The sequence below is a fragment of the Turicibacter sanguinis genome, from assembly GCF_013046825.1.
Classification (GTDB): domain Bacteria; phylum Bacillota_I; class Bacilli_A; order MOL361; family Turicibacteraceae; genus Turicibacter; species Turicibacter sanguinis.
Map to the genome: position 1 here is coordinate 231,823 of NZ_CP053187.1, position 15,733 is coordinate 247,555.

The window sequence follows — 15,733 nt, forward strand, 5'->3', positions numbered from 1 at the left end:
TTTAGGGGGGAAAGTTATGTCATTTGAAAAAAAATCATTATTTCAATTATCGTGGCCTATTTTCATTGAGTTGACACTGTTCATGCTTATGGGAATGGTCGATACCTTCATGTTAAGCGCCTATTCGGATAATGCAGTAGCCGCTGTTGGAATGTCGAATCAAGTCATTAACTTGATTGGGGTGATGTTCAACTTTGTGGCAGCGGGAACGATTATCTTAGTATCACAAAATTTAGGAGCCAAAAATCAAACGAAGGCATGCGAGGTCTCAATCGTTTCGATTGGGGCCAACTTTTTGATTGGTATTATTTTAAGTGTTGTGATGATTACGTGTTCAAAATATATTTTAACATTCATGAATACGCCACTTGAAATTATGGATATAACGCTTAATTATACGAAAATTATTGGAAGCTTTTTATTTTTAATGGCCATTCAACCGGTCTTAAGTGGCATCTTACGAAGCTTTGGGTATACGAAACATTCCATGATTATTACGTTAATTGCCAATCTGATTAATATTTGTGGGAATGCCCTATTTATCTATGGATTGTTTGGGGTCCCAGAACTAGGACCGGTTGGAGTCGCTATTTCAACGGTATTTAGTCGATTCGTAACGGTTGTCTTGATTGCTGTGATTATTTATCGTAAAATTGAGTTCAAATTTTCAACACACTTCTTCAAATCTTGGCCACTTCAAGATGTTAAAAATATTTTAAAAATCGGAGTCCCATCAGCTCTTGAACAACTTGCTTATTCAACATCACAAGTCATTATTATTTCCTTTGTTTCCATGCTTGGAACACTAGCGATTACAACGCGTGTTTATACGGGGAATATTTCGATGTTTGTTTATTTATTCAGTTTAGCAATTGCTCAAGGAAATCAAGTGTTAGTAGGCTATTTGATTGGTGAGAAAAAAACAGATGAGGTTTCGCATCAGACATTTAAAACGCAGAGATTAGCCGTATCCGTCTCACTTGGACTTTCAATTATTTGTTACTTAGGCAGTGATTTTTTATTTGGAATTTTTACAAGTGATGCAAATATTCTAAGTCTTGGACACACGCTTTTATTAATTAATGTATTCTTAGAAATTGGTCGTGCAACAAATCTTGTCTTAACGAATGCTTTAAAAGCAGCGGGAGATATTAATTATCCATTTATTTTAGGGATTGTTGGGATGTGGGTCATTTGTATTCCAGTCGCTTATGTTCTTGGGATTTGGTTTGGTCTTGGATTAGCTGGTATTTGGATTGCATTTGCAGTGGATGAGTGTTTCCGAGGACTGGTCTTCACCATTCGTTGGAAGTCCCAAAAATGGGTAAATAAGTCGTTTATTTCCTAATTTTAGCGTTTTACATCGAGACGATGATTGACATTAACAGCTCACGTCTTTATAATTAAGGGATAGGTTAACGATTACATAAATAGTTTTAGGGGTGGCAAATTTGGCAAATATTAAAGACGTAGCAAAGCTTGCGAATGTATCAGTCGCGACCGTTTCTCGTGTTATTAATAGTAAAGGTTACGTTAATGAACATACAAAAGAGCTTGTAATGAAGGCAATCGAAGAATTAAATTACGTTCCAAATGAAATTGCCCGTTCACTTTATCGAAAATCATCAAAAATTATTGGAGTTATTATTCCTGATTTAAAGAATGAATTTTTCAACGACATGATTTCAGGGATGGAAGAGGTTATTTTACATCATGGCTATAAAACAATGCTATGTACTTCAAAGGAGAGTATTGATCGTGAAAAAGAATATTTACAAATATTCTCAACCAATAAAATTGATGGTCTAATTTTATGCTCAAATTCACCGGATATCGCTTCTTATACTAATTTAGATATTCCAATTGTCGCACTGGATCGTATTATCAGTAAAGATATCCCATCTGTTACAGCCGATAATTATATGGGAGGAATTTTAGCAGCCAATCGACTCATGTCACTCGGATGTAAAAATATCGTTCAATTCCGAGGTCCATCAACAGTTGCACCTGCGAATGAACGTTGTAATGGCTTTTTAGAGACGATGAACCGTGATCCCTATATTCGTGTCCATACGGTAGAGCTTGATTTTTCAACAGATAATACCTCAGAAATTTATAAATTTTTAATTACGCATCCTCAAATTGATGGAATCTTTGCTGGAAGTGACATCATTGCAGCGCGTGCGATGCGTTGTTTAAAAAAATTAGGACGTTCAGTCCCAGAAGATGTTCAAATTGTTGGATATGATAACATCAGCATCTGTGAATTTACCGATCCAACGATTACAACTATTGCCCAACCGATTCAATCAATGGGAGAAATCGCTGCTGAAACCTTATTTAAGTTAATTAAAAAGGAACCGATTGAACAATTACATATTACATTACCTGTTGAACTCATCGAACGTGAGTCAACAAAATAAAAAATACCGTGAGGCGCTGCTTCACGGTATTTTTTATTCTATAAGGACATGCTTTTTTCAATTCGTCCTGCTTTAGGTTGAGTAGCTATTAAGGTAACGGTGGTCCCTGTCTTAGCTTGAATCAACCACGTTACTTTTTTCAAAATAGGGGCATGATTCTCGGTCTGAATTCCATCATAGCTATACTCTGTTTTAATTCCTGAAAATCCTTCTAGATGGCCGATGGTCTGAGTTTCTTCACTGTTTATCAATTTAACTTCTCCAACACATGAAACAGTGACTGGTTGATCAACTTTCACCGTTTTAGCTTGTTCACAAACATAGGTTGGAAGATAGCCTTGATTTGAAACAACGACTTCCATTTGATAAAGATTGGGAGCTACTTGAATCACCTCTACAGATGCAAAAACTAATTTTGGAAGCGTCGCAATTTGACGCAACATAAATTTGGTGTTGTTTTCTATCTCGGTCTGAAGTAGATGTGGCGGACAGTTTTGCATCGTATATTTGAAATCACATCCACCTATTTCAACTTCACCGAGTTGCGGATGATTAATCTTTGTCCATTCCTTAAATCCTGCTTCTTTTGAAACATTCGTATCAATCCACGCCAGTTGCTTTTTATAATCTTCCAGCTCTTTTTCAACCTCTTGATGGGCAATGCGTGGCCAAGTATGGGAAATTCCGGCGTGCTTTTTCATATCCCATAGTTCAACGGTATAAGTTAAAATTCCTTGGGTAAAGTAGCACCAATCATCAAAGGCACCTGATGAATAATTAACAGTATCTGTCAAGAAAGCATCAAAAATGTTGTAGCATGGATACGTTGTTTCATCTGTTCCCATTTTTCCAATCGTTTTATATAACTTCATATCAAAGGGATGAGCTTTTTTTTCAGGATGTATCCCAGGTGGATAGATAATCATTCCTCCACTCGTATGAAGCGTTGAAGCTAAGCTAATATTCGAATGGTTAATAATAAAGTCAGCCACCGCTTTATTTTCAGGATTTGAAAGTGGATATTTCCCTGAACCCGGTTGACGGGCATCTGGGAACCATCCAAATGGATAATTTCGATTAAAATCAAGCCCCCATTTATTTTTAGCTAGTTTAATATTGATCCCATCAAATCCAACAATTTCCCCTTCAGGATAAACGTTATAAAAATCTCCATTCACCTCATCCGGCTGGCGCTTAATCATGATTCGTGAATCATCACTTGAAATTTTCCAAGCACCATACGGTGATTTAACACGCATTAAACGAATGACACCATCACCATCTAGATCACTAGGATGCAATCCCGCTTCTTTTTCCTCATACGGATAATTTCGATTCACTGAGCGAAGTTTCTCTGCACTGGTTAAATAGGCTTCCGCTCCATCTGGTGACATACGTGGAATAACATATACCGTATAATCATTTAGTAATGGGCTTTCATTTGTCACTAGATAATCAATCGTATGCATCGCGGCCATGGAACCTGTTACTTCACCTGCATGATGATTACCATCCATATAAAAGGCAGGCTTCGTATGTGGCGCCCCTGTGTTTTGATTCGTGAGCGTCACGGCAAAGACTTGTTTTTGTTCATCTGTTTCACAAATGGATTCGACACTCATTAAATGAGGATATTTATCTTGTAATATCTTAAGACAATCTTTTAATTCATCATATAAATAATAATGATCATATTTAAACGTCGTTAACATTAAATCCCCCCTATAGCACTTTACTTAAAAAGGCTTGCGTACGTGGATGTTGTGGGTTATCAAAAATTTGCTGTGGCGTTCCTTGTTCGCAAATATTGCCCCCATCCATAAATAGCACACGATCACTAATTTGTTTAGCAAATCCCATCTCATGCGTCACAATGACAATCGTCATTCCATTCACGGCTAAATCTTTAATCACCTCAAGGACTTCTTTTACCATCTCAGGATCGAGTGCACTCGTTGGTTCATCAAATAAAATGACATCTGGGTCCATCGCAAGGGCACGAACAATTGCTAGACGTTGTTTTTGTCCCCCTGATAATTTTCGTGGGTATTCATTTGCTTTTTCTTCAAGCCCAACTTTTTTTAATAATCCTAATGCTTTGGCTTCAATTTCTGCTTTTGGAACTTTCTTTTCAAGCCTTGGCGTAATCGTAATATTTTCAAGGACAGTTAAATGAGGAAAGACGTTAAAATGTTGAAAGACCATCCCAATTTTTTGACGGTGTAAATCGATGTTTACTTTTTTATCTGTTATATCGGTTCCTTCAAAGATAACGCGCCCACTACTCGGCTTTTCAAGTAGATTTAAGCAACGTAAAAATGTACTTTTTCCACTGCCGCTCGGACCTATGATGGATACCACTTCCCCTTGATGAATTTCTTCGGTAATTTCATCTAATACTTTTAAATCTCCAAATGATTTACTTAATTTTTCAACTTTAATCACTGACACTCAATCTCCCTTCCATCGCTTTAACTACTTTTGATAAGCTAAATGTGACAATAAAATAGATGACCGCGGTAATCATAAGTGGTGCAATCGGTTTGAATGTGGCCGATTTTATCATTTGATACGAGGTCATTAAATCGTTGATAAAGAAGACTGATGCGAGTGATGTTTCTTTGACCATCATGATAAATTCATTCCCAAGCGCTGGTAAAATATTTTTAACGGCTTGTGGGAAGATGATGCGAGTCATCATATGGACATCACTCATTCCAAGACTTTTAGCAGCCTCCATCTGTCCTTTGTCAACCGCTTGAATTCCGGCACGGATAATTTCGGCAACATAGGCACTGCTGTTAATAACTAAGGCAATGACAATACAAGTCCAATCTGAGATTTCAAATGGTAAGTATTTCGGCAAAAATAACCAAAAGAAATAAAGTTGTAACAGTAAAGGTGTTCCCCTAATAATTTCGATATAAGCGGTTGAAATGAATTGAACAATTTTTGATTTTGATAACTTAATGATGGCAAGAACTGCCCCGAAAATCATTCCAAAGAAAACCGTGATAGCAGCTAGACTTAACGTTCCCCCTAGCCCTTCTAAAAAGACATACCAGTACTGATCTAAAATTTTAATCATATCTTGAACCATGTTCTCACACTCCTCCTTAATGCGTCTTATTCAATTCCTAAGCTTTTAGCATAGGCTATATACGCCTCTTCCCATTGTTGATATAATCCTTGTTCTTTTACCTCTTGGATGATTTCATTGATGGCTTCGACTAATTCTGTTTCCCCTTTAACAATTCCAATCATGGTTCCTTCTGAATCATTTCCTTCAAACAAGACAGAACTCATGACTAAATCTTTATTGGCGTTCACATACTGCTCTCCTGTTGAATATGAGATAGCTAACGCGTCTGACTTTCCACTTTGAACACGTAAGACACCATCTGAAAGAGAGGCAATGGTATTAATTTGGGCATTTGGTAATTGGTCTTTAACATATCCTTCTTGTAATGAAGCACTTTGAGCTGCAATACTAACTCCATTAAAATCTTCTAATGTTTTATATTTTTCGACATCTTCTGCACGAATTAAAAATCCATCACCGTCTCCATCTTCAGATGTATTATAGGCCTCACTAAACTCCATTGCTTCTGCACGTTCAGGCTTATATCCTAGTCCTGAAATCGCCATATCAGCTTTTCCCTCACTAATGGCAGCTAAAACAGCACTAAAATCCATAATCTTCAATTCTAATTCAACACCTAATTTTTGTGCGATATATTTTCCAAGTTCAATGTCTGCTCCTACATATTGTTCCGATCCTGACTTTGTTGGATCAATAAATTCATAAGGTGCATAATCTGGGCTTGTCGCCATGGTTATTTTTTTAGTTTCTTTTATTTTATCGAATCGACTCGTTTCATTTGAACTTTGTGCACATCCACCCAGTACTGATAAGCATATTCCTATAAAGACTAAACCTTTAATCATTTTTTTCATTGTTCATCTCTCCCTTAAGTTCATCTTTTTGTTTTTTTATCTTCAGGGCCCTTGAAGAATAAAAAAAATCGTCTCTAGACTATTAATTCTAGAGACGATTAAGACCGCGGTACCACTCCAGTTAAACATATAACAAAATATGTTTCCCTTTAACCTTTAACGCAGGCAGGCGTCTTATCCTACTTTTTGGTTCAGATAAGCTCTCACAAGTGCGCTTCAGAATAGATGTTCCTGTAGGCTTTCACCATTCCCTACTCGCTGTTAAGTTCCCTCTACCCTTACTCTCTTGATCATCGATTTTTTTAAGTTATTACTAACATACAGGATTCACCTCTGTTTGTCAACCAAATATTTCCATTTGTTGTTTTATTAATAAAATAAAAAAAACGCCTCTAGACTATTAATTCTAGAGACGATTAAGACCGCGGTACCACTCCAGTTAAACATATAACAAAATATGTTTCCCTCTAACCCTTAACGCAGGTAGGCGTCTTATCCTACTCTTAGTTCAGATAAACTCTCACAAGTGCGCTTCAAAATAGAATCACTTTTAGGCTCTCATCCCCCTACTCGCTGTTAGATATGCTCTACTTCTACTCTCTTGATCATTGATTATTTTAAGTTAATAATAATGTACAAGATAAATCAATCAAATTCTCCCACCATTTTCTAATCAAAACTTCATTCTATCAGAAGATATTTTCAATCCTTTAAAAGTCCGATTAGATTTAGGATGAAGAGACAAAAAAAGCTGTATCTTATTCAAGATACAGCTTTAAAGTGTGTGTATATATTATTTTTTAAACTTCGATTAACGAATAGCTTTTTCAGTGTCAACATCGAAGAAGTGACATTTGTTCATATCTAAAGCAACTTCTAATTTATCTCCCATACGGATATCTGAACGAGCATCTACTTTAGCAACTAATTGTTGTCCCGCTAAATTAGTGTAAAGGATTGATTCATGTCCAAGTAACTCAGCAACTTCGATTTCAGCAATATATTTTGCTTCTTCGTAAGTATCAGTTACGATTGGCTCATCATGAATATCTTCTGGACGAATACCGAAGATGATTTCTTTATTATCGTATCCTTTTTGTTTTAACATATTGTATTTTCCTTCAGGAATACGGAATTTTTGGTTGTCAGCTACGAAATATCCGTTAGCTACTTTACCGTGGATGAAGTTCATAGCAGGTGAACCGATGAATCCTCCAACGAATACAGTTGCTGGGTTATCGTAGATTTCTTTTGGAGAACCGATTTGTTGGATAACTCCGTCTTTCATAACAACGATACGAGACGCCATTGTCATCGCTTCTGTTTGGTCATGTGTTACGTAGATAGTAGTTGTTGCTAAACGCTCATGTAATTTAATGATTTCTGAACGCATGGCAACACGTAATTTAGCATCTAAGTTTGATAATGGCTCATCCATTAAGAATACTTTTGCATCACGAACGATTGCACGCCCTAAAGCAACACGTTGACGTTGTCCCCCTGATAACGCCTTTGGTTTACGATCTAAATATTGTTCAAGACCTAAGATTCGAGCAGCATCTTTAACTCGACGGTCGATTTCATCTTTAGGAATTTTACGTAATTTTAATCCGAATGCCATGTTATCATATACATTCATATGTGGATATAACGCGTAAGATTGGAATACCATCGCGATATCACGATCTTTTGGTGCTACGTCATTCATTAACACACCATCAATATAGAATTCCCCTTTAGAAATTTCTTCTAACCCTGCGATCATACGTAAAGTAGTAGATTTCCCACATCCAGATGGTCCAACGAATACGATAAATTCGCGGTCCGCGATATCTAAATTGAAGTCAGTTACCGATGGATTTGGATTGTTCTCATAGATTTTGTAAATATTTTTTAATTTAATTTCAGCCATTTTTAATTCCTCCCTCATGTGATAGTTAAATTATAGAATGAAAACGATTTTTTATCAATAAACAAACTGCACATAAAACGCATACATAAATTGTGCAAAGTGTATAAGGGGCTCTAAACCTTTAATTTTACATCGCAAATTAAAAGCTAAGCTATTCCTTGATGTCGTCGAACACACTATTAAATCTCGATTCTATGATCTATGACATCAACGGGATTCTAGACAACTAAAAGCTTCTCATCTACTCCAAATTTGATGAAAAAAACCGTCATACAAGATGACAGTTTAAGTGTTTTTTTCCATTTGATTAATGATGACATAGGCAATCAAAGCATCATGGAATTCTTTAATATTGAGTCCACTTAATTGGATAAATCGTTCAAGTTTGTTCATGAACGTATTGCGATGCATATAGATCATCTTGGCACCAACGGATATATTAAAGTTGTTTTCCATATAAACTTTAGCAACTTCTAATAAGTCATAGGGGATTTTGTTAAACTTCTCGACAAAATGGGAATAGCCTTCGTATAGATTTAAATTTTGAATCATATATTGTAGTAGTAAATCGTGTGAACTAACCGTCAACTTAGTCGTATTTCGATATTTTTTATAAAGTTCATATTCATTCAAAAAGGCCTGCGAAATGTTTGAATCAACTAAATAACAGTCTGATTGATAAAAATTAATGTTGTGATAGAAGTCTTGTTGAATCGCTTGTGCGAGTTCTTCTAGATTATGTTCTTCTTTTGTTTGAAAATCGATAATGACACCAAACTCACGGCTTAAAAAGAGGACAATACATTTTTCATTTAATTCTTTGATAAGTTCATCAAACTCTAGTTTAGTATCACCATCAAAATGGTGGGCAAAGAAGATAAATCTAATTTCATTTCCGTCTTTTTGAATCATGTCTAATAAACTTTTTTTATTGTGTAACAGTAATTCTAGCCACAATAATTTGATTTGTTGATTAAAATCAACGCCTACAACCTCTTCAAGCATAACCCCTAGTAATTTTTTCTCTTGTTTTGAGATCCCTTTTTTGATACCGATGAGGTGATTTTGATCATCTTTATACCAATAATAGTCATTTGGATAGTCTGGAATTTCGTCAACGATACATTGTTCCCCGTATAATTGTTTTAATTGTAAAAGCATATGACACCCTCACCCTTCCCCTCATAATATATACAGTAAGTATATCATTTTTTAAATTCCTATAAAATAGCAGTTTAACGGATGAGGGTATTAAAAAAGATTTACTAGAAACTTATAAAGGAGGATAAAAAGATGCCTAAAATAATTAGTCCTAGTCAGCTTTCTCAACTTATGGGTAGTAGTAAGCAAAAACCAATTGTCATTGATATAAGATCTCCCTATGAATTTTCGGAGTTTCATATTCCTGGTGCAGTTAATATTCCATATCAATCGATTGTCATGTACCCCGAAAAATTTTTAACGCTGAATTCAACCTACTTTTTAATTTGCGATAGTGGGAGTGAAAGTTATCGAGCCTGTATGATGCTAGAACCTTTGGGGTACCGGGTAGTCTCTGTGCAAGGTGGTTATGCTAATATGCGATTCAGATAAAAAAAGGGACAAGAGTGTGTAGTGACCCCAAAAAGTTGAACTAAATATTAAGCAGCCAATTGGCTGGTATGAATTCGGTATTGAACTGGACTCATGCCAGCCAATTTTCTTTTGATTCGTTTATGATTATAGTAGTCAATATATTCTTCAATTGCTTCTTTTAGCTCCTCATATGTTTTGAATGTTTTACCATAATATTTTTCTTGTTTAAGAATCCCGAAGAAATTTTCCATAGGAGAATGATCTAAACAGTTTCCTTTACGAGACATACTTTGAAATATGTTATTCTGTTTTAATGTTTGAACCCATTGTCTATGTTGATAGTGCCAACCTTGATCAGAATGAATCGTTGTTCGATATTTAGCTTGTTCAAGAATTGGAAGAACTTGATATAATGATTCCATGACAAAGTTTAAATCAGGTTTATGGCTAATTGAAAAAGATAAAATTTCACCCGTTGCCATATCCATTATAGGGCTCAAATATAATTTCTTTCCTTCTTGTGTTTTAAACTCCGTCACATCTGTTGTTAACTTTTGATAAGGATACGGTGTATTAAAACGGCGATTAATTCGATTCTTAGCCACTGTTCCAACAGTCCCTTTGTATGAGCGATATTGACGTGATTTACGACCAAACTTGACACACATTATCCCAAGCTTTTTCATGAGACGATATACTTTTTTATGATTGATTCTAATTCCTCTATTATAAAGCTCATCTTGAATTCGACGATAGCCGTAAGTCTCATCACTCTCTTTAAAAATAATTAAAATCAGCTCTTCAAGCTCTTGATCAGGATTTACTTGTTTCATCTTATTGACCCAATAGTGATAGGTTGATTTAGGAAACTTTGTGACCTTTAAAATGTCACTTAATTTAAAATTAGCCGTTAATTCTTGGATGATTCTTGTTTCGATTTGATTCTTTGGCTCCATGGCGTAATTCCATGGGCGTGACACTTTTTTAAGTATTCATTCTCGATTCTCAATAATTTAAGTTCTTCTTCTAATTGTTGTTCACGAGTTAAAGTTTTTGGTTGTTTAGATGCTTTTAATTTAGTCATAGGATTTTGAGGCCTTCCTTTCGATTTAAAGAATGCCCCTGCACCGTCTTTTAGAAAGTCTGCCTTCCAATTGGCAATCGTTCCTATCTCTGATAATCCAAAATGGATAGCAGTTTGACTATATGAAGCACCTGTTGTTTTCATATAGTTTAATACATTTAATTTAAATTCTCCAGTATATTCTTGTTTTTCTTTTCGTTGAACTCCACTTCTTCCAGTTTGTTTATATTGTCTAACCCACGTTTCAATTTGTGATTTACTTGGTATGTGATATTTTTTAGCGAGCAAACGGTAACCTAAAGTTCCCTGCAAATACTCGTTAACAACATGCAACTTAAATTCTGAGCTATATTTAGCCATAGAAAAACACCCCTAACATTAGATTTTTAAGTCTAACATTTGGGGTGCACTACAGTGTTTAACATTCTTGTCCCTTTTTTAAGGCTTTAAAACGTTTAGGTAAATCTGTTTGAAAAAGATGTCTCTCTTTTGTAATCGGATGAGTAAAGCTTAGTTCATAGCTATGTAAGAGATGTCCCTCTTCTAGCTCTAACGCGAATTCATCATACAGTGTATCCCCAACTAAGGGATGACCTAAATAATTCATATGGACCCGAATTTGATGTGTTCGTCCTGTTTCAAGTTCACACTCGACAAGCGTCGATTTTTCCCATACTTCAAGCACCTGATAATGGGTAATTGAATCATCACCATCTGCACGAACACAACGTCGCACATTTCCTTCGGATTCTCTTGCAATCGGCGCATGAACAGTCCCTGAATTTTTTCCCATCACTCCCTTGACAAGCGTATAATACTTGCGCTTAATCTGCTTCACATCTTTCGTTAGCAAATGGTGAATGTGGCGGTACTTAGCGACCATTAAAAGCCCGGACGTATCACGGTCTAACCGATTGACAAAGTGAATCGTCGAGGCAATCTCATGCTCATTGTAATAATGAATGAGAGCGTTGGCGAGCGTTTTTTCTGGGTGACGTAAAGAGGGTATCGTTGGAATGCCTGCTGGTTTGTTGATGACCAGTAAATACTCGTCTTCGTACACTACATCAAGCGGCATCTCATACGGAGTCAGCCCTGTACTTCTCTCTTCTTCAGGAAATGTAATCACTAAGACATCTCCCTCTTTTAAAAGATAGCGAACATTTTGATGCTCACCATTCACTTCCATATTTCCACCACGATGTTTCGTCGCAACAATGGCTTTTTTAGAAATGTCTTGTTTTTTCAAAAAATTAAGCAGTAAGGTTTGATCATCTGCTGCTTTGATTTCATAGGTTAATGTTAAACTCATAGATTCCACCTTAACTTTTAATTCTGATAGATAAGTCCAGATAAATTTTATCAAGACTTTTTAATATCTGCCCCAATATTGAAAGGTCCTTTCAAAACATTTCAATTTTTCTATAGAAAATGATCTTTTACACGTCCCCAAAATGGTACATCATGACGTTTAATAAATTTGACGTTACGATCAGAAAGCGTCACTTTAACACGATTAATATGCTTATAAGTGGCATACAAATGATCTCTTGTAATTGTAATATCCTCAAAGTTTTCTGACTCTAAGATGACCATTTGTTCTTTTGGAATAATCAACGGTGATCCAATCGTACGATACACATTATTATTAATTGATCCAATCTCTGTCATTTGAAAAGCAGATAAACTCGGATATAAAATAGCTCCCCCTAATGATTTATTATAGGCGGTACTTCCGGTTGGTGTTGAAAGACAGAGACCAGTCCCTCTAAATGATTCAAAAAACAAATCACCAATCGTGACGTTAAAGTGTTGAGTTCGAAACGCATTTAAGATCGTCATCTCATTAAACGCATATAACTGATGACAGTCCCTTTCATCATAGCAGAGTTTAATTGACAGTAATGGGTATTCACTAATTTTTTGTGCATCTTGATGGATAAAGGTAATTAAATCATCTAATTCTGTTGGCAGCCAGTCCGTGTAATATCCAAGGTGCCCCGTATGAATTCCAATAAATTTAACTGTTTCAATTAAGTATAAATAATGATGGACGGCATGTAAAACCGTTCCATCTCCACCAATGGTAAAGACGATATCTGGATACTCATCATCTATTTCAACCGAAGCAGCTTGAAGCCTTTTTAAAAGCTGTGCTTTTACTTCTTGAGAATTTTCGCGTTCATTTGCGTAAATCGAAACTTTCATATTAGTCACCTTTTTGTTGTTTAATTACATAGTCTTCATTCACATTGACAAGACTTGTGGGTGGTTCAATAATACGGTATTCATCTGTTTTTCGTTTTTCAAATGTTTTCTGTGCTTCAGCGATTTCATCGCGAATCTCTGACATTTGTCGATCAAGCCATCCAGCTGCTTCAGCCGCTTGTTTTAAGCGATCTTTAATTTGATCTGGAATTTGACCATCGTATTTATAGTTTAAAGAATGCTCAATACTTGCCCAGAAATTCATCGCAAGCGTTCGAATTTGGAACTCAACTAATACTTTTTTCATCCCATCAATGGTTTCTAGATGATAGTAAGCATGAATGTGATACGAGCGATAACCGCTGTCGCGTTGATTTAAAATGTAATCTCTCGTTTCTACAATTTCAAGATCGTGACGTTTTGTCAATAAATCGACGACCATGTAAATATCTTCGACAAACTGACAGTTAATTCGAATTCCCGCAATATCATACACTTCATCTATTGCATTAATAGATAACCCCATTCGTTCAAGCTTATCTAAAATACTTGAGATAGTTTTAACCCTCCCATCGACAAATTCAATGGGTGAATGGAGCCCTTTTGTTTTATATTGTTGCCTAATTCCCCTTAAATTGATTTTTAATTCTTGTAATGCTAATTCATAAGGCTCAAAAAAACTTAACCAATCCATTAAACATTCACCTCTAATTCCTCTCTTTTACGTTTACTTTCAAATGGTTTTCATATACTTTTTTTCAAGTTAGTGACAATTATAACTATCTATTATTGATTATAACACGAGGATACGTCATAATAAAATATAGAGGTGATTTTAATGGCAACAAATCTTGAAATTGAGTTCAAGAATATGCTAACTGAACAAGAATATCAACAACTTTTAAATAAGTTTTCGATTAACGAAGAACAACTGTGGACGCAAAAAAATGTGTACTTTGATACGCCGACAGGACAGTTAAAAAAACTTGAAGCGGCTCTTCGTATCCGTGTTAAAAACAGTACTTATGAATTAACCTTAAAAACAAAACAAGCCGTCGGTTTACTTGAAACGAATCAAATGATTACCAAACAAGATTATCAAGCTTTAAAATACGATAAAGTTTTAGTGAAAGGTCCCGTGTATGAGGCCTTACAATCTTTATCCGTTGATGTTAATCATCTTCTAGTCATCACTGACTTAACAACCAAACGTGCTGAAGTGCCTTATAAAGAAGGTCTTCTTGTGTTAGATAAGAGCTTTTACTCTGATGTGATTGACTATGAATTAGAATATGAAGTCACTGACTATGAAGTGGGATTACGTCATTTCAATGACCTTTTAAAACAATATCATATCCCAACGCGTGAAACTGAAAATAAAATTAAACGTGCAACCAATGCGATGAATAAAAAGAAAAACTAGCCTAAGGCTAGTTTTTTTGTTTTAATAAATTGCCAACTTTTCTATCCTCTTCTAACACTTCTTCTAACTGATGATAAACACGGGGATACTTTAACACTTCATAATACCCCTTGTGATTGGATATAATCTGTAAACGAGCTAAAATCAAAAGATAAGCCTTCAAAGCTTTAATGGCATATTGATCAATTTTTAAGTGATAGTGACCTTTTAATCTATTAACTAAATCCGTCAGGTTAAAAAAACTTCCAATCTCTTTCGACATAATGAAACCAATTAAGACATACGCTTGCCAAATAAAAAGTGGTTTGGTAAATCCCTGATGATTCGCAATGGGCCATCCAACTTCAGATGGCATAAGCGAGAGTGTTAGACGATGCCCATAGCAAAGTCTAACCAACTCTCTTTCACTTTTGATGTATTGTTGCCATTTAATACATCTAAATTCTTTTTTTATCGCTAACCATTGTGTTAAATTAACACCTTCACACGCTTCTTGATCATTTAGCAAATCGGTCATCTGTAAATTTTTTAAATATACTCGATTTGCCTGTGCTTTAACCTCTTTTGGGTTAAGCCAAATAATTTGATTAAAGAGAGTAACTTCTTCGGTCATAATATTTAGATGAATCAGTGGATGATGTTTATTTAAAGCCATGACTTTATTTATTAAATAGGTTTGAGGCTTTTCCTTCAAATCTCCAATAAAAACCCATAGGACCTCAATTCCTTTTGAACGATAGTCTTGAACTCGCGATTCAAACAAGCTTTGACTTATAGCACTTTTTTGAATTTCAATAACATAAGCTTGATGATTCCATTCAAAATAAAGATCGGCAATTCGTAAGATATCTTGAAATCTTTTTTCAATCCTGATAGAGGTTGCCCCTTGACGTTCTAGGTACGAGGCAAGTAAAAATTTTGAAATTCTATGCTCCTCACTTTCAGATTCAGAACATTGATATTCACATGGCACTTTATGAGCAAAATGAGCTCTTTTTTTCATCCCATACTTTAATATCATGTCCCCCTCGCAATGTGGGCATATGTAAGGTAAGTGGTTTTGATGCTTTTGTATAATTTCGTTTCGACTAAGTCCTGTTAAATCAATGAGTTGATTGTTTAATTTTGCTGTTAACATGTTATCACCTAAC

At 35.4% G+C, this 15,733-nt stretch carries 16 protein-coding genes and 2 other annotated features; of the genes, 4 read left to right on the forward strand and 12 right to left on the reverse strand.

Translation table 11 applies throughout. The features are described from left to right. Positions 1 to 16 precede the first annotated feature (16 nt). Positions 17 to 1,348, forward strand: a complete 1,332-nt coding sequence (locus HLK68_RS01340; RefSeq protein WP_132943010.1) for an MATE family efflux transporter — start codon at positions 17 to 19, stop codon at positions 1,346 to 1,348. Between the two features lie 94 nt (positions 1,349 to 1,442). After that, positions 1,443 to 2,423: a LacI family DNA-binding transcriptional regulator gene (locus tag HLK68_RS01345; RefSeq protein ID WP_238526649.1), complete on the forward strand. Its 981-nt coding sequence runs from the start codon at positions 1,443 to 1,445 to the stop codon at positions 2,421 to 2,423. 38 nt (positions 2,424 to 2,461) lie between these two features. Here HLK68_RS01345 and HLK68_RS01350 read toward each other — a convergent pair whose 3' ends face one another. The 6 genes from HLK68_RS01350 to HLK68_RS01375 all read right to left on the reverse strand — a co-directional run bounded on the left by HLK68_RS01350 (position 2,462) and on the right by HLK68_RS01375 (position 9,453). Next, positions 2,462 to 4,135 (reverse strand): M14 family metallopeptidase, encoded by a 1,674-nt coding sequence (locus HLK68_RS01350; RefSeq protein ID WP_055164886.1) that lies wholly within the window; start codon positions 4,133 to 4,135, stop codon positions 2,462 to 2,464. Between the two features lie 10 nt (positions 4,136 to 4,145). Beyond that, entirely contained in the window at positions 4,146 to 4,868 is a 723-nt protein-coding gene (locus HLK68_RS01355) for an amino acid ABC transporter ATP-binding protein (protein WP_009606816.1), read from the reverse strand. Then, positions 4,861 to 5,523: an amino acid ABC transporter permease gene (locus tag HLK68_RS01360; RefSeq protein ID WP_006784133.1), complete on the reverse strand. Its 663-nt coding sequence runs from the start codon at positions 5,521 to 5,523 to the stop codon at positions 4,861 to 4,863. Before HLK68_RS01360 ends, HLK68_RS01355 begins: the two co-directional genes overlap by 8 nt. 26 nt (positions 5,524 to 5,549) lie before the next feature. Then, the gene (locus HLK68_RS01365) at positions 5,550 to 6,380 is read right to left on the reverse strand and encodes a transporter substrate-binding domain-containing protein (RefSeq protein ID WP_006784132.1); all 831 of its coding nucleotides are present in this window, start codon (positions 6,378 to 6,380) and stop codon (positions 5,550 to 5,552) included. A gap of 87 nt (positions 6,381 to 6,467) precedes the next feature. Continuing rightward, positions 6,468 to 6,683, reverse strand: a binding site (T-box leader). A 102-nt stretch (positions 6,684 to 6,785) separates the two neighbouring features. After that, positions 6,786 to 6,998: a binding site (T-box leader), on the reverse strand. Between the two features lie 193 nt (positions 6,999 to 7,191). Next, positions 7,192 to 8,292, reverse strand: a complete 1,101-nt coding sequence (locus HLK68_RS01370) for an ABC transporter ATP-binding protein (RefSeq protein ID WP_006784131.1) — start codon at positions 8,290 to 8,292, stop codon at positions 7,192 to 7,194. A 285-nt stretch (positions 8,293 to 8,577) separates the two neighbouring features. Beyond that, positions 8,578 to 9,453 (reverse strand): helix-turn-helix domain-containing protein, encoded by an 876-nt coding sequence (locus HLK68_RS01375; RefSeq protein ID WP_006784130.1) that lies wholly within the window; start codon positions 9,451 to 9,453, stop codon positions 8,578 to 8,580. Between the two features lie 132 nt (positions 9,454 to 9,585). Here HLK68_RS01375 and HLK68_RS01380 point away from each other — a divergent pair, with 132 nt between their 5' ends. Continuing rightward, a complete protein-coding gene (locus HLK68_RS01380; protein ID WP_040763862.1) occupies positions 9,586 to 9,885 on the forward strand; it encodes a rhodanese-like domain-containing protein in 300 nt (99 codons plus the stop codon). A 47-nt stretch (positions 9,886 to 9,932) separates the two neighbouring features. Here HLK68_RS01380 and HLK68_RS01385 read toward each other — a convergent pair whose 3' ends face one another. The 5 genes from HLK68_RS01385 to HLK68_RS01405 form a co-directional block, all read right to left on the reverse strand. Continuing rightward, positions 9,933 to 10,823 carry an IS3 family transposase gene (locus HLK68_RS01385; RefSeq protein WP_129821811.1) on the reverse strand — a complete coding sequence of 297 codons (891 nt, stop codon included), beginning with the start codon at positions 10,821 to 10,823 and terminating at the stop codon, positions 9,933 to 9,935. Continuing rightward, positions 10,778 to 11,311: a helix-turn-helix domain-containing protein gene (locus tag HLK68_RS01390; RefSeq protein WP_170837656.1), complete on the reverse strand. Its 534-nt coding sequence runs from the start codon at positions 11,309 to 11,311 to the stop codon at positions 10,778 to 10,780. The genes HLK68_RS01385 and HLK68_RS01390 overlap by 46 nt, the downstream gene beginning before the upstream one ends. 58 nt (positions 11,312 to 11,369) lie before the next feature. After that, a complete protein-coding gene (locus HLK68_RS01395) occupies positions 11,370 to 12,263 on the reverse strand; it encodes an RluA family pseudouridine synthase (RefSeq protein WP_132942874.1) in 894 nt (297 codons plus the stop codon). 110 nt (positions 12,264 to 12,373) lie between these two features. Beyond that, positions 12,374 to 13,159, reverse strand: a complete 786-nt coding sequence (locus HLK68_RS01400; RefSeq protein WP_006783748.1) for an NAD kinase — start codon at positions 13,157 to 13,159, stop codon at positions 12,374 to 12,376. 1 nt (position 13,160) lies between these two features. Then, complete coding sequence (locus HLK68_RS01405) at positions 13,161 to 13,853, reverse strand: GTP pyrophosphokinase (protein ID WP_006783749.1); 693 nt, start codon at positions 13,851 to 13,853, stop codon at positions 13,161 to 13,163. A gap of 144 nt (positions 13,854 to 13,997) precedes the next feature. Between HLK68_RS01405 and HLK68_RS01410 the strand changes: the two genes are divergently transcribed. Continuing rightward, the gene (locus HLK68_RS01410; protein ID WP_006783750.1) at positions 13,998 to 14,582 is read left to right on the forward strand and encodes a CYTH domain-containing protein; all 585 of its coding nucleotides are present in this window, start codon (positions 13,998 to 14,000) and stop codon (positions 14,580 to 14,582) included. Positions 14,583 to 14,589: 7 nt separating this feature from the next. Here the strand turns inward: HLK68_RS01410 and HLK68_RS01415 are convergent, their stop codons facing one another. Beyond that, entirely contained in the window at positions 14,590 to 15,720 is a 1,131-nt protein-coding gene (locus HLK68_RS01415) for a competence protein CoiA (protein WP_006783751.1), read from the reverse strand. Positions 15,721 to 15,733 lie beyond the last annotated feature (13 nt).